Source organism: Pseudomonas sp. Ost2, assembly GCF_018326065.1.
Classification (GTDB): domain Bacteria; phylum Pseudomonadota; class Gammaproteobacteria; order Pseudomonadales; family Pseudomonadaceae; genus Aquipseudomonas; species Aquipseudomonas gingeri.
The window spans coordinates 2,592,793-2,616,303 of sequence record NZ_AP021904.1; the positions used below are offsets into that span (position 1 = coordinate 2,592,793).

The window sequence follows — 23,511 nt, forward strand, 5'->3', positions numbered from 1 at the left end:
AAAGAGATTTCCGTAGGCTGGGAGCTATCGCCCAACCCCATCAGGACACCCCATGACCGGACTCAGGGAGCGGCAAAAGGAGCAGCGTCGGCAGGTGATCGCCGATGCCGCGCTGGCGCTGTTCAAGACCCACGGTTTCGTCGCCACCACCCTGGAGCAGATCGCCAACCGGGCCGGTGTCTCGGCGCCGACGGTGGTGAATTATTTCGGTGGCAAGCAGGAAATCCTGGTGGCCTTGCTCAAGGCCCCCGACGAACTGGCGATACGCGAGGCTCGGGCCCATCTCGACGAGCGCAGCGATCCGCTGGAAGCCCTGTGCGAGCTGGAAGGGCTGATGACCGAATACCAGTTGCGGGCCATGCCGGCGTCGCTGTGGCGCGAACTGGCACCGTCGCTGTTCACCGGGGAACTGTCCCAGGCCCTGCAGCCGTGGAACGACGCGGTGATCGAAGAAACCCAGGCGTTGCTCCGGCACTTCCAGCGCCTGGGCAAGGTACGCCAGGACGTGGACATCGAAGTGGCCGCGACCCTGTTCAACCAGTATGCCAACGTCGCCTTTATCCGCCTGGCCACCGAGCCGAGTCCCGACCGCGCCGCCCATGCCCGGCACATGCGCAGTGTCCTGGCGCTGATGTGCCATGGCATGCTGGCCGACCAGGACGCAGGCGAGTCCTAGTTTTCAAGCCCTAGCTTTTTCCTGTCTTGCGACGACAAAAAACATAATTTCGCTATTCCCGGTATCTGCACAGAATGCCTGCACACCCGTCTTCGAGAAGGACACAGGCATGACAGCTGGAATGATTGAAATCGATACCCTGGTGGTGGGCGCCGGCCAGGCCGGTGTGGCCATGAGCGAGCACCTGAGCAGGCTGGGCGTGCCGCACCTGGTGCTCGAGCGCAGTCGCATCGCCGAGGCCTGGCGCACCGGTCGCTGGGATTCGCTGGTGGCCAACGGGCCGGCCTGGCACGATCGTTTTCCCGGCCTGGCGTTCGATGATCTCAGCCCCGATGACTTTGCGCCGAAGGAGCGGGTAGCGGCGTACTTCGAGGCCTATGCGAAGAAATTCAACGCGCCGATCCGCACTGGCGTAGAGGTGCGCAAGGTCGAGCGCAACCACGGCCGCCCCGGCTTTACCGTGGAAACCTCCGACGGCGTGATCCAGGCCAACCGCGTGGTGGTCGCCACCGGGCCGTTCCAGCGTCCGGTGATTCCGGCCATCGCCCCGCAGATTCCAGGGCTCAACCAGATTCACTCCGCGCATTACCGCAATCCCCAGCAACTGCCCGCCGGTGCCGTGCTGGTGGTGGGGGCCGGTTCCTCGGGCACGCAGATCGCCGACGAACTGCAGCGAAACGGCAGGACCGTGTACCTCTCGGTCGGCCAGCACGACCGGCCGCCGCGTGCCTATCGCAACCGGGATTTCTGCTGGTGGCTGGGGGTGCTCGGTGAATGGGATGCCGCGGCCATGAAGCCGGGCCGCGAACACGTGACCATCGCTGTCAGTGGCGCGGAAGGCGGACGCACGGTGGACTTCCGTGAGCTGGCCCAGCGCGGTCTGAACCTGGTGGGCCTGACCCGCGCGTTCGACAACGGCGTGGTCAGCTTCCAGGCGGACCTGGCCGACAACCTCAACCGCGGTGATGAAAACTACCTGGCGCTGCTCGATGCCGCCGATGCCTATATCGAGCGCAACGGCCTCGACCTGCCACTGGACCCCGAGGCCCGCCGGACCTTTCCGGATCCCGAGTGCGTGACCCGGCCGATTCTCCAGCTCGACCTGGCCGCGGCGGGCATCACCACGATCATCTGGGCCACCGGCTTTGCCACCGACTACAGCTGGCTGAAGGTCGATGCCTTCGAGGCCAACGGCAAGCCGCGTCACCAGCGGGGGATTTCCACCGAGTCGGGTATCTACTTCCTGGGCCTGCCGTGGCAGTCACGCCGGGGGTCCTCGTTTATCTGGGGCGTCTGGCACGATGCCAAGTACATAGCCGACCAGATTGCCATCCAGCGCCAGTACCTGACCTACCGCGATGCCGCGCAGCGCGAAGCGGACGCGGCCGACTCCGATCCGATCGCCAGCCGATCCGCCGTCAGTGCCTGACCTTCGGCTGCCGCACCGTCCCGTCGCCGTAGCGCCGTGCGCGGCGCAGTCTTTTTCTTGAGGAGTCGCAGATGTCCAAGCCAACCCATACCCGCATCCGCATGTTCAACACCAAGGATACCTACCCGAACCAGGCGCTGGACAATGACCTGTGCCAGGCCGTGCGAGCCGGCAACACGGTTTATGTCCGTGGTCAGATCGGTACTGATTTCGACGGCAACCTGGTGGGCCTGGGCGACCCCGCGGCGCAGGCCGAGCAGGCGATGAAAAACGTCAGGCAGTTGCTGGAGGAGGCCGGCTCGGACCTGTCCCATATCGTCAAGACCACCACCTACATCATCGACCCGCGCTATCGCGAGCCGGTGTACCAGGTGGTCGGCAAGTGGCTCAAGGGCGTGTTCCCGATTTCCACCGGGCTGGTGATCTCGGGCCTGGGCCAGCCGCAGTGGCTGATGGAGATCGATGTGATCGCGGTGATTCCCGACGACTGGCCCGCCAGCCGGGCTTGAGGTGAGCGGGGCGGTGGGCCCGCCTAGTCATCCCCTTTGAGATCGTCGGCAAAGCGACGGATGAGACGCACCAGGTCAGCCACATCCTGGTGCTCCCATTTCGCGAAAATACCCTGTCCCATCCTTTCCCGGGCGGCGTCGATCCGATCGGTCATCGCCTTGCCTTTCGCCGTGATGACGGCTTCCCGCACACGCCGGTCGTTGGCGTTCTCCTGGCGCCCGACCAGGCCGAGACTGTCCAGCTTCGCCACCTGGCGGCTGACCGTGGTGTAGTCGCGTCCCACCCGATCCGCCAGCTCGACCACGCCGATCGGGCCCAGCCGCTCGACCAGCACCAACAGTGGGAACAGCGCGCGGTCCAGGGAAATGCCGGCCTCGCGAACCATTGCCTCGTCGCGCTGAGGACGGTTCATGACCCCGACAATCTCGACCAATGCCCCATGCAATTCACGGATCTGCGCATTGATATGTGTATTTTGCACATTTTTTGTTGACACGGTTTCTGCTCCGGCTTGACACTTATATGTGCAAATTACACATATCGAGGTCGAGATGAAAGAACAAGGTGAAGTTGACGTACTGATTTGCGGTGCGGGAGCAGCCGGTCTGACGCTGGCCATCGACCTGGCACGCCGGGGCATTTCCTTGCGCCTGATCGAGAAGCGGGACGGCCCGTTCGGCGGCTCGCGCGGCAAGGGTATCCAGCCCCGGACCCAGGAAATCTTCGAGGACCTCGGCGTTCTCGATCGCATGGTCGCGGCGGGGGGGCAATACCCCCTCCAGCGCCAGTACCGCGACGATGGCGGTTACATCGACGCGGATGTCATGGAGCGCAACCCGCCGACGCCGGGCGAGCCTTATCAGCAGCCGCTGATGCTGCCGCAGTTCCTCACCGAGGGCATCCTGCGTGAACGCCTGCTCGAACTGGGCCAGCGGCCGCAATTCGGCTGCGAACTGGTGGGGTTCGAGCAGGATGCCGATGGCGTCACGGCACGGCTGGTCGGCGAGGGTGGTGAAGAAACCCTTCGCGCGCGCTGGCTGGTAGGTGCCGATGGCGGTCGCAGCTTCGTGCGCACGGCGCTGGGTATCGGCTTTGCGGGCAAGACCCTCGGTGTACGTGCCGTGGTCGCCGATGTGCGGCTGACCGGCCTGGGGCGCGATGCCTGGCACTGCTTCAACGAAGGCGACAGGCTGCGCCAGATCGCCCTTTGCCCGCTCGCCGGCACCGAGATGTTCCAGATACAGGGACCGATTGCCCTGGACATCGACGTCGACCTTGGCGCCGAAGGCCTGGCCGCCCTGGTGGCGCAGCGCACGGGGCGCGACGATATCGCCATCCAGTCCGTCTCCTGGGCCTCGGCCTACACCATGAATGCCCGGCTGGCCGACAGCTACCGCAGCGCTCGGGTGTTTCTGGTCGGGGATGCCGCGCACACCCATCCACCGACCGGTGGCCAGGGGCTCAACACCAGCGTGCAGGATGCCTACAACCTCGGCTGGAAACTGGCGGCGGTCGCCCGGGGCGCGGCCGATGCGTTGCTCGATACCTATGAAGAAGAACGCCGGCCGGTCGCCGCGGCCATGCTCGGCCTGTCGACCCGGCTGCTCGATGCCCAGGTGCGAGGCAACATGCGCCGCGGACGCGAAGTGCATCAGCTCGATATCGGTTATCCCGACGCTTCCCTTGCCCTGCGCAATACCGCGCGCGTCAGCGGCGTGGTGGCGGGCGACCGGGCCCCGGACGCTCCGGTGCGGGGCGCGGCCGGCCAATCGACCCGGCTGTTCGAGCTGTTCCGGGGCGGTCACTGGACGTTGCTGGGTTACCAGGTCGAGCGTGGTTCGGTGCCGCCACGCCCGGGCCTGCACATTCATGCGTTCGGTGCGCACGGCGACCTGTCCGATGCGCACGGCCACTTCCGTGACGCCTACGCGCCCGCTGACGGCGACTGGATACTGGTACGCCCGGACGGCTACATCGCCGCCATTGTCGGCAGCGATGAGCTGGCGTTGCTGGAGGATTACTTCAGGTACCAGCCCCAGGGTTGATCGCTGACGTACTCGGTCACCTGCTTGACCTCCAGGTAGTTGTCCAGCCCCCATTGGCCGAGTTCCCGGCCAATGCCGCTGTGCTTCATGCCGCCCCACGGCGCCTCGACGAAGGTCGGTTGCGAGCAGTTGATCCAGATGATCCCGGCTCGCAACTGGTTGGCGACGCGGGCGGTGCGTTGCAGGTCGGCGCTCATGACCGCGGCGGCCAGGCCGAAGCGACTGGCGTTGGCCATCTGCACGGCCTGTTCCTCGGTCTTGAAGCGCTTGAGGCACAGCACCGGACCGAAGATTTCCTCGCGCCAGACAATGCTGTTGTGGTCGGGCTCGTCGAAGATCGCCGGTTCGATGAAATAGCCGTGTTCCAGATACGTCGGGCGTCGCCCGCCGGTGAGCAGGCGGGCGCCACCGGCCTGGCCCTGGTCGATGAACCCCAGGACCTTTTCGTGCTGGCCCTGGCTGACCAGCGGGCCCAGCAGGACGCCGGGTTCCAGGCCTGGCCCGATGGTGATCCTGCGGGTGGCTTCCACCAGCCGTTCGATCAGGCGCGGGGCAATCTGCTCCTGCACCAGCAGGCGCGAAGTGGCGCTGCACACCTGGCCCTGGTTCCAGAAAATCCCGAACAGGATCCACTCCACCGCGGCCTCGACATCGGCGTCGTCGAACACGATGAACGCGGACTTTCCGCCCAGCTCCAGGCTGATGTTCTTGATGTCGCGGGCGGCCGCCGACATGATCCGCGCCCCGGTCGGCACGCTGCCGGTAAAGGCCAGTTTGTCCACGCCGGGATGTTCGGTGAGCGGGCTGCCGGCATCGGCGCCCAGGCCCGTGACCACGTTCAGGACACCGGCCGGCAGGCCGATACGGTCGGCGGCGGCGGCCAGTTCCAGCGCCGTCAGCGACGTCAGTTCGGAGGGCTTGAGCACTGACGTGGCCCCGGCGGCCAAGGCCGGCGCGACCTTCCAGGCGGCCATCAGCAATGGGTAATTCCAGGGAATGATCTGCCCGGCGACACCGATCGGTTCATGGCGGATGCGGCAGCGAAAGCGCTCGTCGGCCAGGGCCAGCGGCTGGTCCTGGCGCTGGTCGAGTTCGCGGGCCAGGCCGGCGTAGTAGCGAAAGCAGCCGATGCTATCGCCGACGTCCCACAGGGCTTCGGGCAAGGGCTTGCCGTTGTCACGCACCTCCAGTTCGGCCAGCGCCTGCTGGCTGCCCTCCAGCTCATCGGCCAGCGCCTCCAGCCACTGCGCGCGCTCGGCCCCGGTGGTCTGGCTCCAGCCACTGTCGAACGCCCGCCGGGCCGCCCGCACCGCATGATCGACATCCTCCTCGGTGCCAGCGGCGATCTGCTGGAACACCTGCCCGGTGGCCGGGTCGATGACCGGCAGGTAGCCGCCCAGGTCCGGGCCGACCCATTCGCCGTTGATGTAGTGCTGGTCACGCATGGTGAGACTCCTGGGCGCCGGTGCGGCGGTTTTGCAGGTGGCGGGAAGTAAACAGCAGGGCCAGCGACGCGCAGATGATCACCGTCGAGACCGCATTGATCTCCGGAGTCACCCCCCGGCGAATGGAGGAAAAGATATAGATCGGCAAGGTCGTTTCCGAGCCGGCGACGAAGAACGCGATGATGAAATCGTCGAAGCTGAAGGTGAACGCCAGCAGGAACCCGGCCATGATCGCCGGGCTGATCTGCGGCAGGGTGACCCGCCAGAACGTCTGCATCGGCGGCGCATAGAGATCGGCGGAGGCTTCCAGCAAGGCCTTGTCCAGGGCGTCGACGCGGCTGCGCACGATGACCATGACCAGGGCCATGGTGAACAGCGAGTGGGCGGCGATCACCGTGAAGAAACCCATGTTCAGGCGCGGGACGTCGGGTATCCAGTGCGCCAGCAGCGGGTTGATCAGGTCGAACAGGCTGATGAAGGCAATCAGCGTCGAAATGCCGATGACAATGCCGGGCACGATGATCGCGCAGTAGGTCAGTGCATCGAACAGCAGGCGAATCCTCGGTCCGCAACGCAGCAGGCCGAACACCGCCAGGGTGCCGAACAGAGTGGCGATCAGCGCCGAAGTGAAGGCGATGAAGGCGCTGTGACCCAGTGCTTCCATGATGAACGGATTGCCGAAGGCGCGGCCGAACCACTGGGTCGAGCAGCACTCGAAGGCCAGGCCACTGCGTCCGGCGTTGAAGCTGAACAATACGATCAGGGCGATGGGCGCATAGAGAAACAGGTACAGCGACGTCGAATAGCTGCGCAGCCACATATCACACACCTCCATCGGCAGGCCGGCCGCCGTAGCGCGCCACCAGTTTCAGATACAGCCCGATGATCAGCAGCATCATGGCCACCAGGCTCATCGCCAGCGCACTGCCGAAGGGCCAGTTGCGCGATTGCAGGAACAGGTCGACCAGCGCGTTGCCGACAAAGAACACCTTGCCGCCGCCGAGGATGGCCGGGATCAGGAACTCGCCCATCAGCAGGATGAACACCAGCATCACCCCGGTGATGATGCCCGGCGCCGACAGCGGCAGGGTGATCCGCCGAAAACTTTCGAAGGCACTGGCCCCCAGGTCCGCCGACGCTTCGAGCAGGCGCTTGTCGAGTTTTTCCAGGCTGACGTAGATCGGGAAAACCATCAGCGGCAGGTAGCCGTAGACGATGCCGATCAGCACCGCCCAGGGCGTGTTGATCAGACGTACGTCTTCCAGGCCGAGGCTGGCCAGCAACGCCGGGATGCCCTTGCCGCTGAGGATGAAGATCCATGCATAGGTGCGGATCAGGAAGCTGGTCCAGAACGGCACGATCACCAGCGTCAGCAGCAGCGAACGGTTCTTGCGCACCTTCACCGCCAGGAAGTACGCCAGCGGGTAAGCCGCCACCAGGCACACCAGGGTGCCCAGTGGCGCCAGCATCAGCGTGTTGCCGAACGCCGCTCCCCGGGAACCGAGGTTCAGGTAGTTGGCCAGGGTGAAGCCGCCGGCGTAACCGCCCACAGTGCTGCGTTCGCCGAAGCTGAACACCAGGATGATCACCAATGGCATCAGTAACAGCAGCAGGAACCACAGGGTCGAAGGCAAGAGCATCAGCAGGCTGATCCGCCGGCCGAGGCTGCGCCGTTGGCGAACCTCGGCCGACAGGGTATTGCCCAGCGGCACCGTTTGCGGGTGGGCGGCGGCGTTCATGGGGGACTCCTCATTGGCCATGGCGGGGCGATCAGGCGGACTTGAAGCGGGCCATCAGTTCGGCGCGGGCCGGACTGGTCAGCGTCGCGGCGGCACCGAACTCCAGCGGACTGAGGGCCTCGGCGGCCGGGTACATGATCGGATCGTCGAGCATGGCCACGGGCAGCAAGGCATCGACGCGCTTGTCGCCACTCGGGTAGCCGTGGCTGAGTACTTCGAGCTTGTTGTGCTGGGGATCGAGCAGATAGTTGATAAAGGCGTAGGCGGCGTCCTTGTGTTCCGAGCTTTTCGGGATGGCGAAGAAATCGCTCCAGAGTTCGCCGCCTTCCTTGCCCAGGGTGAAATGCATCTGCTCGTTGTCGCGGTGCAGTTGCGAGGCGTCGCCGGTCCAGGACATCGCCAGCCAGGCATCGCCGCTGCGCATCGACGGCTGGATATCGGAGTTGATGGCGAACAGGTGTGGCTTGACCGCGATCAGCAGTTTTTCGGCGTCGGCGAGTTCTTTCGCATCGAGGGAATTGAAGCTGTAGCCAAAGCTTTTCAGGGCGTTGCCGATGGCTGTCAGCTGATAGTCGTGCACCATCGTCCGGCCGCTGGCGGGCCCCTGGGCGGCGGCCCAGAACTCTTTCCAACTGGTGGGGCCGTTCTTCAGTTTGCCGGTGTCGTAGAGCATGCCGGTGGTGCCCCAGTTCTTCGGCACCGCGTAGACCTTGCCGTCCACCGTGCCCTGGGCCATGAACTTCTGCTGGAAGGCCGAAGCCTGGAAGTTGGGAATGCGCGACAGGTCCAGCGGTTCGATCAGGCCCAGACCGACGTAGGTGCTGATGGTGTAGTTGGTCGGCACCAGCACGTCCCAGCCGCTGCCGCCGGCCTGCAACTTGGCGAGCATCTCTTCGTTGGAGCCGAACACGCTCATGGAGACGCGGGCGCCGGTGGTCTTGGCGAAGTTGTCGAGGTTTTCCTGGCTGTGGTAATTCGGCCAGGTGGCCAGTGACAGCCGGTCCCCCAGTTTGCCGGCTTCGGCGGCTTCGGCGCTGGCGGTCAGCAGGCCGGGCATGTTGCTGGCGACCACCGCCGCGGCGATACCCAGGCCGGTACGGCCGAGGAAATCGCGGCGGCTGATCGAGCCGTTCTGCCAGCTGCGCAGGGTCTTGATAAAGGTCTTCTGGTCCATGTCACGCTCCCCAATCGGTTGATGAAACGAATCGATGATTTACAACGCCATGGCCAGGCCATTGGCGTGATCCCAGCCGACGCTCACTGCCGCGCCGTGTTCGAATGTGTTGGCGCCGTGGTCCTGTTGGCGCGGTACGCGCACGCAGACCACGCCGAAGGCCTGGGTGCGCACGCGGTACTCGGTGGTGTTGCCGAGGTAGATGCGGTCCTCCACGCAGCCCTGGAGTTTCACTTCACGGATCAGTTCGGCCTGGGCGCCGGCGATGCCGATCAGCTCCGGGCGCACGGCGATGCACCCGCCGGCGTTCGCGCTCAAGGCCTTGCCGGTGGGCGTCAGCGGGCTGGTCAGTTCCAGGCCCTGTTCGGTGCGCAGGACCACCGAGTTGCCGTGCAGATGGCGAACCGTGCCGTTGAACAGATTGGATTCGCCGATAAAGTCGGCCACGTAGCGACTGGCCGGTGCTTCATAGAGCTGTTCCGGGGTGGCGGTCTGGATGATCGAACCGTTGTGCATCACGCTGATGCTGTCGCTCATCGACAGGGCTTCTTCCTGGTCGTGGGTGACCAGCACGAAGGTGATGCCGACTTCGCGTTGCAGGCGCAGCAGTTCCGATTGCATCTCCTTGCGCAACTTGCGGTCCAGCGCGGCCAGCGGCTCGTCGAGCAGCAGCACCGTGGGTTTGTTGACCAGCGCCCGGGCCAGGGCCACGCGCTGCTGCTGGCCGCCGGACAGTTCACTCGGCTTGCGCTGGCCGAAGCCGCTGAGCCGGACCATCTCCAGGGCTTCGTCGGCCATGCGCAGCTGGCTTTTCTTGTCCGGGCGCGGGGTGCGATAACGCAGGCCGTAGGCGATGTTCTGCGCCACGGTCAGGTGCGGGAAGAGGGCGTAGTGCTGGAACACCATGTTCACCGGGCGTTCGAACGCCGGGACCCCGGCAACGCTTTTCCCGGCCAGGCGCACTTCGCCGCTGGTGGGCTGTTCGAAGCCGGCGATCATGCGCAGGGTGGTGGTCTTGCCGCAGCCCGAGCCGCCGAGAAAGGAGTGGAACGCGCCACGCTGCACCGCGAAGTTCAGCCCGTTGACGGCCGGTACCTCGCCATAGCGTTTGACCACGTTGCAGAATTCGATATCGCTTGGCGGGCTGTCATTCACGCTGTTGTTCACGAGGCGGGCTCCCTTGCAGTGATGGATCAGTGCGTCGGGGGCCAAACTAGCAACGAGGGTTTTACGCTGTATATATCCCTTGGGGGATAGAGTCGTTTTCAGCCATCAGGCTTCGGCGGCCTGCTGGTGGCCGGTGAGGTCGCGGATGAACAGCCCGAGCAATTCGGCCTGGCTGCCGATGCCGAGCTTGGCGTAGATGTTCTTGCGATGGATCTTTACCGTCCCCGGACTGATGCTCAGTTGTTCGGCCACCGAGGCGCTGGAGTGCCCGCGCAGCAGCAACTGGACGATTTCCTGTTCGCGGCGGGTGAGGATATGGGCGCCGAACTGGTCGAAGGCTTCGCGGATCTTGAAGTCCAGGTCTCGCGCCGGGCGCGGTTGCTGGGCCTGGTGCAGGCGCCAGGCCTGGTTGACGACCTGTTCGACCACCGCCTGCGCGCACTCGATCAACTGCATCTCGTCGCGGCCGAAGGCGCAGTTGGCGGTGGAGCGCATCAGCGACAGCACGGCCATGGCGCCGTCGCCGAGGTCGACGAAAAACGCCACTTCCTCGGCCAGGCCGGTGAGCTGGTAATAGGTCAGGTAGTACTCGCCGAGGTAGAAGTGGTCCGGGGCGAACTGGCGCAGGCGCCAGAGTCCGGGCGCCTGTCCGCGGGTACAGGCGAGGTAGAACGGATCCAGCAGATAGGGCCCGCACTGATAGTCATCGACATACACCGCGCGCTTGTCGGCGGCGAAGGTGTCGAACAGCGCCAGCGGCCGGTGATTGCCCTCGTAGACGAACAAGACGAAGTGATCGACCGGGCACACCTGCCGCAACCAGTGGCTCAGGCCCATCAGCCGCGCCTGCCCGGGAGGCAGGTCGAGCAGATGGGCGACACCGGTGGTCCAGAGTTTCAGTTCCTTGGGGCGCATGACGGCTTCAAGCGAAGTGGGAGCGCATCCAGATGCACGATTTACGCCAGGGCCGTTGCAGCCTTGCAGGGCCGCGCTGCGTCCCGGCCCTTGCGGGAAAAGACGCACCGCAACAGGGCCGGGTGTTACCGAGCACCACAGGGCCGGTCATTCTCGCGGAGGAAACCCGCCCTGGTCGCCAGGCGCCGCTCGGTGGCTGCTGTTCCAGGGCCTGGACAGTCCGCGAGATCTTCGGCACGAACACTCATCGCTTACAGCAGATAGCGCGGTGCATCCATTCGATCGTGCAGAATGCGAACGATCACGATCCCGTAAGCGGTGATACGCAGGTAGATCATGTGCCGTCCGGCGCTGCTGCGGCGATAGCCGGGCCGAATGTGATCGCATGCCTGGGCGGTCTTGGGCGTCTGCGCCAATTCTGCAAAAGCGGCAGTCATGACATCGATATAGCGATTGGCCTGATCCATGCCCCATTGCCGAACGGTATAAATCCAGATCGCTTCAAGATCGCGTTCGGCAGCGGGCGTAAGGCGATATTCAGCCATGCGTGCTTATCATTCTGCGCTTGAATTCATCGGCGTCGAATGGGCGTGGTTCCCCGCTGGCCTCACCTTCCATCAGCGCGCTGCGGATCGCTTCAAGTTCGGCACTGCGCTCCTGCTCGCGTCTGATCAGGTCACGGATATATTCGCTGTCATTGGTATAGTGACCGGCGTCGATTTGCGCTTTGATCCAGCCGTCTTGCTGAGCGGTCACGGTAATGGTTTTACGCACGGTTCCCATGATTGGGCCTCAGAGACATTTCATCGGTAGGGTAAAGCGTATCATACTATTGGTGCGGTATTGTGCGTAACGATTATCGCCCGGAGCGACGGTTGCCCGCCGCCCCGGCGTTGTCGTTCGCCGGTTTCAGGCCTGTAAGTGGCACCTGGTCTGCTGTCGTTCATCCCCCCGCAAGACCTGCGGTTTTTCACAAGCGCTGGTACACAAATCGCACCGCTCACGGAAGAAGCAGCCCTGCGGCAGGATACGGTTGCCCGGCAACTCGGTCGGTGCCGCCACCTGCTCCGCGTGCAAGGGTACGCCCAGGCGTGGCACCGCCTCGAACAGCAGGCGGGTGTAGGGATGGCGCGGCTGTTCAAGCACCTGGGCAGCGCTGCCCAGTTCGACGATCTGCCCCAGGTACATCACCGCCACCCGGTCAGCCATGTGCCGCACGATGGAAACATTGTGGGAAATCAGGATGTAGGTCAGGTTGCGTGCCCGTTGCAGTTCCGCCAGCAGGTTGAGGATCTGCGCCTGGACCGAGATGTCCAGGGCGGAAGTCGGTTCGTCCAGGACGATGATGTCCGGGTCCGACGAGAGGGCGCGGGCAATCGCGATCCTCTGGCGCTGGCCGCCGGAAAACTGATGCGCGAAGCGGTCCAGGTATTCCGGACGGATGCCGACCTGCGACGCGACCCGGGCGGCGATGTCGCGCATCTGCTGGCGGGGCGCGTGACCACGGGCGTACAACGGCTCGGTGATGATCTTCCAGATCGGCAACCGTGGATCGAGCGAGGATTGCGGGTCCTGGAAGACGATCTGCACATTGCTCCTGGCCTTGCCGTCGGGGCGAGGAGGCCAGTTCAGTTCGCCGCTGCTCGGGGCCAGCAGCCCCATCAGCAACTGGGCCAGGGTGCTTTTGCCGCAGCCCGACTCGCCGACGATGCCCAGGGTTTCACCGGCCCTGACCTGCAGGTCGATACCGTTCAGTGCATGAGCGTAGCCCCGTGGCCGGCCCAGCCAGTCGTTGCTCACCGGAAAACGCACGCGAACATCCTCCAGCCGGAGAATGTCGGGGGCCCTTTGCGTAGGGGGGGAGATGACGGCACTGTTCATCACGAAAGCTCCTTGACCGGCAGCCAGCACGCACTGCGGCGTTGCTCATTGCCGTTGACGGGGTTGAGGCGCGGGCGCTGGGCGCAGATCGGCATGCTGTGGGGGCAGCGCTCCTCGAAGGTGCAGCCGACGGGCAGGGAAGCCAGGTTGGGCACCTGGCCGGGAATGGTCATCAGGGGCTGCCCCGGTTCGACCATTTCCGGCAGGCCGCTGAGCAGTCCCTGGGTGTAGGGATGCTGCGGATTGCCCATCACTTCGTCGGTGCGACCCTGTTCGACCACGGTACCGGTGTACATGACATAGACCCGGTCGCAGAACTGCGAAACCAGGGCCATGTCGTGGGTGATCAGCAGGATGGCCGTGCCTTTCTGCCGGGCCTTCTCCCTGAGCAGCAACAGCACCTGGCGTTGCACGGTCACATCGAGGGCGGTGGTCGGTTCGTCGGCAATCAGCAGTTGCGGTTCACAGGAGAACGCCAGGGCGATCATCACCCGCTGGCGCATGCCGCCGGACAGCTCGAACGGGTAGCTTTCCAGCACCTGCTCGGGGCTGGCGATATGCATGTCGCGCAGCAGCGCGATGGCCTTGAGACGGGCTTCGGCCGCGCTGAGCTTCTGGTGATGAATGATCACGTCGAGCATTTGCCGGCCGATGCGCCGGGTCGGGTTCAGGGCCGTCATCGGCTCCTGGAAGATCATCGCCGCATCGCGGCCGCGTATCTGCAGCAGTTCCTTTTCCGAGGCGGCGAGCATGTCGCGGTCGAGCATGCTCAGGCTGCCGGCGGTGATGCGATAACTGCGCTCGGGCAGCAGGCGCATGCTGAGCATCGCGGTGACCGACTTGCCCGAACCGGACTCGCCGACCACGCCGACGATCTCGCCGGGATCGACGTGCAGCGAGACGCCGTTGAGGGCCTTGACGTTGTTCTTGTACGCCGGGAATTCCAGGCTCAGGTTGTCGATGAGCAATACGGGAGTGGCGGTGTGCATGGTCATTTCCCCTGTTGCCGTGGATCGAGCAGATCGCGCACGCCATCGCCCAGCAGGTTGAAACCGGTGGCGGTGATCAGGATCGCCAGGCCGGGAAAGGTCGAGTACCACCAGTTGTCGAGGATGTAGTTGCGCCCGGTGGCGACCATGGCGCCCCATTCGGCGGTGGGCTGCTGTGCCCCCAGGCCGATAAAGCCCAGGGCCGAGGCCATGAGAATGGCGCTGCCGATATCCAGGCTCAGTTGCACCAGCAGCGGCGGCATGGCGTTGCGGGCGACGTGCCAGTGCACCATGTGCCAGCGTCCGGCCCCGAAGGTCTGGGCCGCCTTGACGTAGCCCATCTGGCGGATGCTCAGGGCCTGGCCGCGGGCCAGGCGCACATAGGACGGGATCCGCACGAGGGTGATCGCCAGCATGGCGTTGAACAGGCTGGCGCCCAGGGCTGCGGCCAGGGCCATGATCAGCACCAGGGAGGGCACCGACAGCATGATGTCCATCAGGCGCATGATCAGCGCGTCGAAACGCCCGCCGATGATCCCGGAGAAGCAGCCCAGCAGGCCACCGATCAGGCAGGAGGCAAAGGCCACGAACAGGCCGACGCCCACCGATTGCTGGCTGCCGAACAGGACACGGCTGAACAGGTCCCGACCGACTTCATCGGTGCCGAACCAGTGTTCGGCGGACGGCGGCATAAGCCGCGCGGTGAGGTCCAGTGCGTTGGGGTCGTGGCTGGCGAGCCAGGGGGCGAAGATCATGCACAGCAGGACGATGCTGGTGATCGCCAGGCCGGCCATGGTCAGCGGGCTGCGGCGGACCTGGTAGGCCAGGTAGGCGAGTTTCTCGCTCCAGCGCGGGCCGCGCGCCGCGGTCAGGGGGACGGACATTTCAATTCACCTCGCCGATGCGTGGGTCGATCACGCGGTACAGAAGATCGATGGCCATGTTCAACAGCACATAGATGAATGACACCAGGATCGCGAAGCCCATCACCGCCGGGAAATCCAGCGACTGGATCGACTTGACCACGTAGGCGCCCATGCCCGGCCAGGCGAATACGGTTTCGGTCAGCACGGCGCCATACAGCAGGTCGCCCAGGGTCAGGCCGAGCACGGTGACCGAGGGGATCAGCGCGTTGGGCAGGGCGTGGCGCAGGATCACCGTCCAGCGCGACAGGCCGTAGGCACGGGCGGTGCGGATATAGTCCTCGCCCAGTTGATCGAGCATGGCCGAACGGATCTGCCGGGCAACCACGCCGAGGGTGACGAAGCCCAGGGTCGCGGCGGGCAGAATCAGGTGTTGCAGGGCATCGAGAAACAGGCCGGCGTTACCGGCGAGCAACGCGTCGATCAGGTAGAAACCGGTAAAGGTCGGTGGCGGGACGAGTCCTTCGGACAGCCGTCCACCGCCGGGCAACCAGCCCAACTGGCCGTAGAACAGCACGATCGCGCCCAGGCCGAGCCAGAAGGCCGGGGTGGAAATACCGGTGACCGCCAGGGTGCGGGCGAACTGGTCGATGGCCCGGTTGTGATAGACCGCCGACAGCACGCCCAGCGGCACACCGACCAGGATTGCCAGCACCAGCGCCACCAGCGCCAGTTCCAGGGTGGCCGGGAAGAACGCCTGCAGGTCTTCCAGCACCGGACGGTTGGTACGTATCGACGTACCCAGGTCGCCGTGCAGCAGGTCCATCAGGTAACGACCGTATTGTTGATACAGCGGCAGGTCCAGGCCCAACTGGTGACGGATACCGGCCACCAGCGCGTCGCTGGCCCGGTCGCCGGCGATCAGTCGGGCAGGGTCCCCGGGAATCAGGTGCGAAATTGCAAAGGTAATCAGCGAAACGCCGAACACGACCAACACCAGGCCGAGCAGGCGCTTGCGCAACAGAGTCAGGAAGGCCATCGGGCACCTCAGTCACACGAACGACGAGAATCAGACACGCGCCGCCCCCGCAAGGCCGGCGCGCGCGAGCAGGTTTACTTGCTCATGCTGCCCAGGTTGAAGACCTGTTCGAGCATCGGGTTGAACACGTAGCCCTTGACCGAATCACGCATCGGCAAGGTATAGCTCTTCTGATAGAGGTAGGCGTAGACGCTGTCCTTGAGCACTTTTTTCTGTGCCGTCTGGTACAGCTCGACGCGCCTGGCGGTGTCGCTGGTGGAGGCCGCTTCGCGGATCAGCTGGTCGACTTCGGGATTGCTGTAGAACGAACGGTTGCCCTGCAGGCCCTGCATCTTGGAATCGAACCAGAAGTTCATGAACATGTAGGGGTCGGCAAAGTCCGGGCTCCAGGCCCCCGAGGCGATGTCGAAGTCGGCCTGGCCGACGCGCTCGCGCAAGGTCGCGTTGGCGAGTTTTTCCAGCTTGAGGTTGATGCCCAGGGGGGCCAGCGCCGCTTGCAGGGTCAGGCCGATCGGTTCCCAGTTGGGGTCCTTGTCCGAGTACATGTAGCTCAGGGTGGTGATCTTCTGCGGGACCTTGGCGAGGCTGTCCCTGGCGCCGGCGAGGTCCTGTTTCATCGGTGGCAGCGAGCTGTCATAGGCCCACATGCCGTCCGGGATCGGCCCGTTCATCAGCTTGGCCTTGTCCTTGAGGATACCTTTGACAATGCCGTTGTAGTCCACGGCCTCGGTGATCGCCCGGCGGGCATCGACGTTGGCCAGCGGGCCCTTCTTGTTGTTCAGGTAGAGGTAGGTCACCCGCAGCGACGGGAACTCCCGGACCACCACGCCGGACTTTTTGCCGAGCGCGCCGAGCTGGTCTTCGGGCATGTCTTCGATGATGTCCAGGTCACCGTGTTCGAGCTGCAGGCGACGCACGGAAGGCTCGGCGATGATCTTGATCACCACGCTTTTCAGCGCCGGTTTGGGGCCGGCGAAATAGCTGTTCGGTTCCAGGGTCAACGACTGGCCTTTCTGCCAGTTGCTCAGGCGGAAGGGCCCGGAGCCGGCGGTGTGGCTGGACAGCCAGGCATTGACGTCGGCGCCCTTGCTCATCACCGCCGGGTTGATGATCGAGGCACCGTTATGGGCCAGGGTGAAGAGGAATGGCGCGAACGGTGTCTTCAGGGTGAAACGGATGGTCTGCGGGTCGACCACGGTCACCACCATGTCTTCCGGAAAGGCCCCCGATGGTCCCTGCTTGAGGGTCATCAGGCGGTCGAAGGAAAACTTCACCGCGGCCGCATCCACCGGGGCGCCGTCATCGAACTTGTTGCCGGGCCTGATCTTGAATTCCCAGACCAGGTTGTCCGGGGATACGGTCCAGCTCTCGGCCAGGTCGCCCTGGACTTCGGTGCTGCTCTTGTCACCTTCGACCTTGTAGCCGACCAGGCGCTGGTACGACGGGTAGGTGATGGTCCAGTCGTTGTTGTCGAAGGTCACGGCCGGGTCCAGCGTCTGCGGATCGGCCGGTTTGCCGATGACCAGCGTGTCCTGGGGCACGGCCGCCGTGGCAGCCTGCCAGGCCCCCAGGCTCAAGGCGCTGCACAGGACGGTCAGCAGCAGTTTGCCAGTGCCGGAAGAGGGGTTGCGGGTCACGGTGTTCGTTGGGTTCATGCCGGTTTCCTTGATCATTCGATGTATGGAAGTTCGTCAGGTTTTTTATAAAAGCTATAACCGGGCAGTTGCAGGTGAAACGTAAGTCATGCGGGTTATTGTTGTTCTCAGCCACACCGGGGCGGGCTGTGCTGTGTTGCTTGCGAAACTCTGCGGTTTCGTCGGTGCTGGCGTTGCGCGTGGATCGGGTTTCTCGGGACGGTGGCTCAATCCTCCTCCAGCAATGGGTAGTCGTCGGCGTTCGGTAATTCGTAATGCCACCATTCGGTATCGATGGCCTGGAACCCGGCGCCGAGCATGATCCCCAGCAGCAGCAGGCGATTGCGTTGCACATCGGCGGGCAGGTCGGGGTAGAACTGATGGGAGCGTTCTTCCATGGCGTCGAAGGCGGTGCCCATGTCCAGCGGCTCGCCATCGCTGCCCACCAGGGTCAGGTCCACGGCCACGCCACGGCTGTGATGGGAGCCCAGGTGCGGGTCGCGCACGTAGTCGTTGTTCGGCAAGGCTTCCCACAACAGGTACTGAGCGTAGGGCGGGCGGTAGGCGTCATAGAGGCGCAGGGTCAATCCGGCCAGGCGTGCCAGCCGGCTGGCCTTGTCCAGGCACTCGGCGGCGCGGCGATGCAGCAGGCAGCGGGCCGTCGGGTAGATCACTTTTCCAGCCAGGTTGTCTGCACTGGCGTAGATCAGGTCGATTTGCACCTGATAGCGCTGGGCATCAATCTCTACAAGGGGGCTGTTGTTCACGCAAACACTCCAGTGGGATTCGGCGAGGCGGTGAGTCAGCCTTCGAACTGGCCGAAGGCTTTTTGCAGTTGACGGTTCCTGGCCAGGCGCTCGTCGAGGCGCTCGCCGTATTTCTCCGCGACCGCCGAAACCACCAGGTTCAACAGGCAGGCCAGTGGAGCAGGGGAGTCCCAGAACTGCCCGACATCGGTTTTCAGTTGCAGCAGATCCAGCGGGTAGTCTCGCGCCCAGGGGCATTGCAGGTCGGTGATCAGGGCCGTGGCCAACTCGTTGTCGATCGCTGCGTTGCAGAAGGCCTGGGTCACGCTGGAGTAGGCGCGGAAGTCGGCAATGATGGCGTAGGGATTGGCGAAGCCGGAGTTCAGCGTTTCGGCGTAGATCCCCGACAGGCCATCGACGTAGTAGACCTTGGGACGAATGTATTCGAGGTGGCTGTGGAACGCCGTGAGAATCCCGCGGGTGGATTGAATCCCGAGAATGAACACGGCATCGGCTTCATGGATGCGTTGCACGATCCTGGCGAAAGCCTCGCTGCGTGCCAGGCCATAGGCATGCTGGATGGCCTCGAGCTCGCGGCTCATGGACCTGTCGAGGGCATCTTCCTGGTTGGTCTCGGCACGAAAGGCGGCAATCCGGTCGGTGATCAGCCATGAGCTCGGTGCTTCGCCGCGCAGGCTCTTCTTGACCTCATCGATGTTCTGGTAACCCAGCGAGCGCAGGAAGCGCCCCACGGAAATCCCCGTGGTGGAAGCCTGCTGCGCGATGCTGTCGGCCGACTCGAACGGCAGTTGCTCGGGGTTGCCCAGCAGGTAGCTGGCGATGCGCTTGCCGGTGGGGGTCAGGCTGGAGAACTGCTGTTCCAGCACTTGAAGAAAGCTGTTCTTTTCCGTGGACATATCGGCGCGCCAGCATGGGGGTTGTTATATTTGTGTCATTTGTTCTTATCTTGTTATAAACATAACATCGGCTTTCGAGATAGCACAATGCCTTTTTTTGACGAGGTCGCAACGCGTAAAAACGACTCGCGCCATTCGGGCTGATTATTCGGAAATACCGAAATGGATTTTCGATCAAGGCTCGATTATCAAAGCAGGACCGAATGATTAACGTGGTGTCCAGCGATCGGGCGACGGGCTGCCAACTGGCGGCGCCCATGTCCGATTTCCCCGATCAGTCCCCTCAATGGAGCCCTGGACCATGCCACGTTCAACCCTGTCCCGCCGTCTCACCACCCGTATCACGGGTACGTTCATCGCCCTGGCACTTTCGGGCCTGGTCAGCGCCGCTACCCCCGAACTCGTGAGGCCGGGCGTGCTGGCAGCCGACAAGAGCCTGCCAGCCGCCCAACTGAAACTTGCGCAGACCGCGGCCCTGCGTTATGACACGTTCTGGCACACGGGTGACGAAGCCCTGGCCCGTGCGGCACTGGCGGACAACTTCGTCGATCACACCCTGCCTGCCGGGCGCCAGCAGGGGCCTGAGGGGCCGTTGCAGGCTTCCCGGACCTTTCGGGCCGCGGTCCCCGACCTGACGTGCGAAGTCGTGCAAATGATCGTCGCCGGTGATCGGGTCAGCGCGCAGCTGCGCTTTCGCGGGCATTTCACCGGGACCTTTGGCGAGCGCAAGGGCAGCGGCCAGGTGGTGGACTTCATCGCCTTCGATATCTACCAGATCGAAAACGGCAAGATTGCCGCCGACTGGCACCTTGAAGACAACCTGACCTTGATGAAGCAACTGGGGGCACTATGACGATCCAGCATCTCGATCACTTCACCCTGCGTACCTCGCGGGTCGACGAGACGGTGGCGTTCTTTCGCGATGCCATTGGCCTTGAGGTGGGCTGGCGCCCGGCGTTTCCGTTCCCGGGCCAATGGCTCTACGCGGGAGAACGGGCACTGTTGCATATCGCCGACCTGGACCGCGGCAACTCCGAGCTGGAGGCCTATCTGGGCGCCCGTGTCGGTGGAGGGGGAACAGGCGCGCTCGATCACATCGCCTTTCGCTGCAGCGACCTGCCGGGGATGCGCCAACGCCTGCGCGACCTCGGCCTGCCCTTTGACGAGCGGGTGGTCCCCGACCTGGCGGAACACCAACTGTTCGTCGAAGACCCGAACGGCATCGGGATCGAGCTGATCTTTGCCTGCCAGTCGCAAATACCCTGATGGGTGGTGGTCCCGGTAGACGGAGCTTCGCGCAAGCGCCGGGACCTTGTTGCCTCAGACAATATCGTCAATCAGGATGTAGCGACTGGCCTGGCTGCATTGCTCGATCCTGGCCTCGACCTTGTAGACCTCCCGCAGCATCTGCACGGTGATCACTTCCTCGCAAGGGCCGCTACCCTGGGCACCGCCATTGGCGATGACCAGGACCTGATCGGCAAAACGCAGGGCCTGGTTCAGGTCGTGGATCGCGATAAAGACGATGATTTCCCGCTGCCTGGCCAACGAGCGCATGAAGTTCAGCACCTGTACTTGCCGATGCATGTCCAGTGCACTGGTCGGCTCGTCCATCAGCAGGATCTCCGGTTCGCGCACCAGGGTCTGGGCGATCGACACCAACTGCTGCTGACCACCACTGAGTTCGCCGAGGTTGCGAAAGGACAAATCGCTGATGCCCAGCGAACTGAGCGTCTGGTCCACCAGCGCCAGTTCATCATCATGGACGCTCCAGCCAGGCGCGAGTTGTTTACGCGCCAGCAGCACCGATTCATAGACTGTCAGGCGGGCGCTGGCGTTCAGGCCCTGCGGCATGTAGCAGATCCCCGCCGGGCCTTTGGCAGAGTCCCGCAGGTTGATCTGTCCCGGCCCATCGATCAGCCCGGCCATGCGCTTGAACAGTGTGGATTTGCCGGCCGCATTGGGGCCGACCACGGCGACTACCTGGCCGCCCAGAAACGTCGAGGTGGTGACCCCCGAAATGATCTCGCGCTGGCCGTAACGGGCACCCAGGTTGTCCAGTTGCATCTTCACCATGAGTTTTTCTTCCCGTTGAGGATCAGAGAGATGAAGAACGGCACGCCGATCAGGGACGTGACCACGCCTATGGGAAATATCGCTCCCGGAATCAGGGTCTTGCTGACCACTGAACTGGCGGACAGGATCAGTGCGCCAGTGAGCAGAGAGGCCGGCAAAAAGAACCGTTGATCCTCGCCGATCAGCATCCGGGCAATATGCGGTCCCACCAGTCCGATAAAGCCGATGGTGCCGACAAAAGCCACCGGAAACGACGCCAGCAGGCTGACCATGATCAGTGTCTGCAAGCGCAGGCGCTTGACGTCGACGCCGAAACTGGCGGCCTTGTCATCCCCCAGGCGCAGCGCTGTCATGGCCCACGCACGTTTGGCGAAGACCGGGAGAGTGATCAGGATCACCAGGCAGACCACGCCCAGCTTTGGCCATGTGGCCTTGGTCAGGCTGCCCATGGTCCAGAACACCACGGCGGCGACGGCCTGCTCGGTGGCGAAGAACTGCACCAGCGCCAGCAGTGCATTGAACGTGAACACCAGCGCGATGCCCAGCAGCACGATGGTCTCGGCGCTTACGCCGCGACGCAGGCTCAGGAGGTGGATCAACAGGGCGCAAAGCATCGCCATGATGAAGGCGTTGAATGGCACCATGTATTGCGCTGCAAAGGGGAACAGGGCGACGCCGAATGCCAGACCCATGGCCGCGCCAAAACTGGCGGCCGCGGAAATCCCCAGGGTAAAGGGACTGGCCAGCGGATTGTTGAGGATGGTCTGCATCTGCGCGCCGGCCAGCGATAATGCCGCCCCGACCGCTACGGCCATCAGGGCTACCGGCAGGCGGATTTCCCAGATCACCACCCGCACCTGCGCCGACGCGGTTTCGGGTGAAAACAACGCCGCCGCGACTTCGCGCAGGCTATAGCTCGCAGGTCCGCAAGCCAGGTCGAGCAGTACGCTGAACACCAGCAACGCCGCCAGCCCGGCGAGAATCAGCCGTTTGTGTAACACCTTTTGCCGGTAGGTATCACGCTGCAGGACCTGTGTTTTATCCAGGGCGCTCATGGCGTGACCTGCGTCGGTTTCAGGCTGACAAAGTAGCCCGGCTCGTAAGGCACCGGCAGGAACCGTTCATGGAGTTCACGAAACGAAGCCTCGGGATCGAGATCGGCAAACAGCGTCGGGTGGAACCATTTGGCAAGCTGCTGGATGGCCACGAACTGATAGGGGCTGTTGTAGAACTGGTGCCAGATGGCATGGAAAGCCTGCCCCTCCTGCGCCTTGATCCCGACATAGGCCGGGCGTCGGGTGTACCAGGCCAGTTTGTCCCTGGCCTGCGCAAGATCGGCGCCGGGGCCGACGCCGACCCAGCGCCCGCCAGGGGCAAAGGCCTCCCAGTTGGCGCTGGTGACGACCACCTGGTCCGGATTGGCGACAATCACCTGTTCGGGGTTCAGTTGCCCGAATGTGCCGGGGATAAGGGCCTTGGCAATGTTGTCGCCCCCCGCCATTTCGACGAAACGGCCGAAATTTTCATTACCGAAACTCAGGCAGCAGTCCTCGGTATAGCCGCCAATGCGCTCGATAAATACCTTCGGCCGCGCTGGTCGGCGCGCCTCGATCACATCCGTGACGCGACGGATCTGCCGGTTACGAAAGTCGATGAACGCCTCGGCGCGACGTTCCAGGCCAAACAGCTTGCCGAACAGGCGCATGGTCGGCTCGGTGTTTTCCATCGGGTTATTGCGAAAATCGACATACACTACCGGAATGCCCAGCGCGTCGAGCTTTTCGATGTAGCGTGCATCCTCGGTGGCATGTCGGGCTTCGATATTGAGAATGATCACGTCCGGTTGCTGGACGATCGCCTGTTCAATATCGAACGTGCCGCTCTCGAAACCGCCGAAGGTCGGGATTCTGGCAATGTCGGGAAACTTGCGCAGGTAGGCCTTGTAGGTGTCCGGGTCCGACTGGATCAGGTCCTTGCGCCAACTGACGATACGCCTGATGGGGTTTTCGGTGTCCAGTGCCGCCACCAGGTACAGTTGGCGGCCCTCGCCCAGAATGACCCGCCTGACAGGGACATGGACCTTGACCTGGCGTCCCATCAGGTCCGTCACCGTGATGCTGGCCGGATCCTGCCCGGCCGCCACGGCGCGGGGTGACGCAATGGGGGAACACAGCCCCACGCCCAGCAGGCCGGCTAGCAGCAGGGCGGCGAGAGCGTGGCGATGTCGTTGAGCAGTGGTCATTGTTGAAGCCTTTGCAGGGGCGGC

The 23,511-nt window shown here is 63.9% G+C and carries 25 protein-coding genes; 6 read left to right on the forward strand and 19 right to left on the reverse strand.

Translation table 11 applies throughout. The annotated features are described in order from the left end of the window. Window positions 1-52: 52 nt before the first annotated feature. The 3 genes from KI243_RS11300 (at window position 53) to KI243_RS11310 (ending at window position 2,614) form a co-directional block, all read left to right on the forward strand. Complete coding sequence (locus KI243_RS11300; RefSeq protein ID WP_212810826.1) at window positions 53-676, forward strand: TetR/AcrR family transcriptional regulator; 624 nt, start codon at window positions 53-55, stop codon at window positions 674-676. A 109-nt stretch (window positions 677-785) separates the two neighbouring features. After that, a complete protein-coding gene (locus KI243_RS11305) occupies window positions 786-2,105 on the forward strand; it encodes an NAD(P)/FAD-dependent oxidoreductase (RefSeq protein WP_177119463.1) in 1,320 nt (439 codons plus the stop codon). 71 nt (window positions 2,106-2,176) lie between these two features. After that, window positions 2,177-2,614, forward strand: a complete 438-nt coding sequence (locus tag KI243_RS11310) for a RidA family protein (protein WP_017128275.1) — start codon at window positions 2,177-2,179, stop codon at window positions 2,612-2,614. A gap of 23 nt (window positions 2,615-2,637) precedes the next feature. Here the strand turns inward: KI243_RS11310 and KI243_RS11315 are convergent, their stop codons facing one another. Further along, window positions 2,638-3,111: a MarR family winged helix-turn-helix transcriptional regulator gene (locus KI243_RS11315; RefSeq protein ID WP_042936356.1), complete on the reverse strand. Its 474-nt coding sequence runs from the start codon at window positions 3,109-3,111 to the stop codon at window positions 2,638-2,640. A gap of 55 nt (window positions 3,112-3,166) precedes the next feature. Between KI243_RS11315 and KI243_RS11320 the strand changes: the two genes are divergently transcribed. Then, on the forward strand, window positions 3,167-4,660 hold the full coding sequence (locus KI243_RS11320) for an FAD-dependent oxidoreductase (RefSeq protein ID WP_212810827.1): 1,494 nt from the start codon (window positions 3,167-3,169) through the stop codon (window positions 4,658-4,660). On the opposite strand, the gene KI243_RS11325 is transcribed toward KI243_RS11320, so the two are convergent. The 15 genes from KI243_RS11325 to KI243_RS11395 all read right to left on the reverse strand — a co-directional run bounded on the left by KI243_RS11325 (window position 4,633) and on the right by KI243_RS11395 (window position 19,169). Further along, window positions 4,633-6,105, reverse strand: coding sequence for an aldehyde dehydrogenase family protein (locus tag KI243_RS11325; RefSeq protein WP_177146780.1), 1,473 nt, complete (start codon window positions 6,103-6,105; stop codon window positions 4,633-4,635). The two genes, KI243_RS11320 and KI243_RS11325, sit on opposite strands and share 28 nt — an antisense overlap. After that, window positions 6,098-6,925, reverse strand: a complete 828-nt coding sequence (locus tag KI243_RS11330; RefSeq protein WP_212810828.1) for an ABC transporter permease — start codon at window positions 6,923-6,925, stop codon at window positions 6,098-6,100. Before KI243_RS11330 ends, KI243_RS11325 begins: the two co-directional genes overlap by 8 nt. A 1-nt stretch (window position 6,926) precedes the next feature. After that, window positions 6,927-7,844 carry an ABC transporter permease gene (locus KI243_RS11335; protein WP_177106933.1) on the reverse strand — a complete coding sequence of 306 codons (918 nt, stop codon included), beginning with the start codon at window positions 7,842-7,844 and terminating at the stop codon, window positions 6,927-6,929. Window positions 7,845-7,875: 31 nt separating this feature from the next. Beyond that, complete coding sequence (locus KI243_RS11340; protein WP_017128281.1) at window positions 7,876-9,018, reverse strand: spermidine/putrescine ABC transporter substrate-binding protein; 1,143 nt, start codon at window positions 9,016-9,018, stop codon at window positions 7,876-7,878. 39 nt (window positions 9,019-9,057) lie between these two features. Beyond that, the gene (locus tag KI243_RS11345; RefSeq protein WP_244861840.1) at window positions 9,058-10,185 is read right to left on the reverse strand and encodes an ABC transporter ATP-binding protein; all 1,128 of its coding nucleotides are present in this window, start codon (window positions 10,183-10,185) and stop codon (window positions 9,058-9,060) included. A gap of 105 nt (window positions 10,186-10,290) precedes the next feature. Beyond that, entirely contained in the window at window positions 10,291-11,100 is an 810-nt protein-coding gene (locus tag KI243_RS11350; protein WP_017128283.1) for a LuxR family transcriptional regulator, read from the reverse strand. Window positions 11,101-11,351: 251 nt separating this feature from the next. Then, on the reverse strand, window positions 11,352-11,645 hold the full coding sequence (locus KI243_RS11355) for a type II toxin-antitoxin system RelE/ParE family toxin (protein ID WP_017128284.1): 294 nt from the start codon (window positions 11,643-11,645) through the stop codon (window positions 11,352-11,354). Then, window positions 11,638-11,883, reverse strand: coding sequence for a type II toxin-antitoxin system ParD family antitoxin (locus KI243_RS11360; RefSeq protein ID WP_017128285.1), 246 nt, complete (start codon window positions 11,881-11,883; stop codon window positions 11,638-11,640). The genes KI243_RS11355 and KI243_RS11360 overlap by 8 nt, the downstream gene beginning before the upstream one ends. A gap of 126 nt (window positions 11,884-12,009) precedes the next feature. Continuing rightward, window positions 12,010-12,981 carry an ABC transporter ATP-binding protein gene (locus KI243_RS11365; RefSeq protein WP_212810829.1) on the reverse strand — a complete coding sequence of 324 codons (972 nt, stop codon included), beginning with the start codon at window positions 12,979-12,981 and terminating at the stop codon, window positions 12,010-12,012. After that, complete coding sequence (locus KI243_RS11370; RefSeq protein ID WP_042936357.1) at window positions 12,981-13,970, reverse strand: ABC transporter ATP-binding protein; 990 nt, start codon at window positions 13,968-13,970, stop codon at window positions 12,981-12,983. Before KI243_RS11370 ends, KI243_RS11365 begins: the two co-directional genes overlap by 1 nt. A gap of 2 nt (window positions 13,971-13,972) precedes the next feature. After that, on the reverse strand, window positions 13,973-14,854 hold the full coding sequence (gene ddpC, locus KI243_RS11375) for a D,D-dipeptide ABC transporter permease (RefSeq protein WP_177088332.1): 882 nt from the start codon (window positions 14,852-14,854) through the stop codon (window positions 13,973-13,975). Between the two features lies 1 nt (window position 14,855). After that, a complete protein-coding gene (locus tag KI243_RS11380) occupies window positions 14,856-15,872 on the reverse strand; it encodes an ABC transporter permease (RefSeq protein WP_177119468.1) in 1,017 nt (338 codons plus the stop codon). A 74-nt stretch (window positions 15,873-15,946) separates the two neighbouring features. Next, a complete protein-coding gene (locus KI243_RS11385) occupies window positions 15,947-17,527 on the reverse strand; it encodes an ABC transporter substrate-binding protein (RefSeq protein ID WP_177088331.1) in 1,581 nt (526 codons plus the stop codon). A 206-nt stretch (window positions 17,528-17,733) separates the two neighbouring features. Beyond that, window positions 17,734-18,273, reverse strand: coding sequence for a D-alanyl-D-alanine dipeptidase (gene ddpX / locus KI243_RS11390; protein WP_017128291.1), 540 nt, complete (start codon window positions 18,271-18,273; stop codon window positions 17,734-17,736). A 35-nt stretch (window positions 18,274-18,308) separates the two neighbouring features. Further along, window positions 18,309-19,169: a MurR/RpiR family transcriptional regulator gene (locus KI243_RS11395; RefSeq protein WP_017128292.1), complete on the reverse strand. Its 861-nt coding sequence runs from the start codon at window positions 19,167-19,169 to the stop codon at window positions 18,309-18,311. A 301-nt stretch (window positions 19,170-19,470) separates the two neighbouring features. Between KI243_RS11395 and KI243_RS11400 the strand changes: the two genes are divergently transcribed. Together KI243_RS11400 and KI243_RS11405 are read left to right on the forward strand one after the other, a co-directional pair. Then, complete coding sequence (locus tag KI243_RS11400; RefSeq protein WP_212810830.1) at window positions 19,471-20,022, forward strand: ester cyclase; 552 nt, start codon at window positions 19,471-19,473, stop codon at window positions 20,020-20,022. Continuing rightward, window positions 20,019-20,435 carry a VOC family protein gene (locus KI243_RS11405; RefSeq protein ID WP_212810831.1) on the forward strand — a complete coding sequence of 139 codons (417 nt, stop codon included), beginning with the start codon at window positions 20,019-20,021 and terminating at the stop codon, window positions 20,433-20,435. The genes KI243_RS11400 and KI243_RS11405 overlap by 4 nt, the downstream gene beginning before the upstream one ends. 54 nt (window positions 20,436-20,489) lie before the next feature. Here KI243_RS11405 and KI243_RS11410 read toward each other — a convergent pair whose 3' ends face one another. The 3 genes from KI243_RS11410 to KI243_RS11420 are packed head-to-tail and all read right to left on the reverse strand — an operon-like array spanning window position 20,490 to window position 23,487. Next, the gene (locus tag KI243_RS11410; RefSeq protein WP_212810832.1) at window positions 20,490-21,245 is read right to left on the reverse strand and encodes an ABC transporter ATP-binding protein; all 756 of its coding nucleotides are present in this window, start codon (window positions 21,243-21,245) and stop codon (window positions 20,490-20,492) included. Continuing rightward, a complete protein-coding gene (locus KI243_RS11415; RefSeq protein WP_212810833.1) occupies window positions 21,239-22,300 on the reverse strand; it encodes an iron ABC transporter permease in 1,062 nt (353 codons plus the stop codon). The genes KI243_RS11410 and KI243_RS11415 overlap by 7 nt, the downstream gene beginning before the upstream one ends. Then, complete coding sequence (locus KI243_RS11420) at window positions 22,297-23,487, reverse strand: ABC transporter substrate-binding protein (protein ID WP_212810834.1); 1,191 nt, start codon at window positions 23,485-23,487, stop codon at window positions 22,297-22,299. The genes KI243_RS11415 and KI243_RS11420 overlap by 4 nt, the downstream gene beginning before the upstream one ends. Window positions 23,488-23,511: the final 24 nt, after the last annotated feature.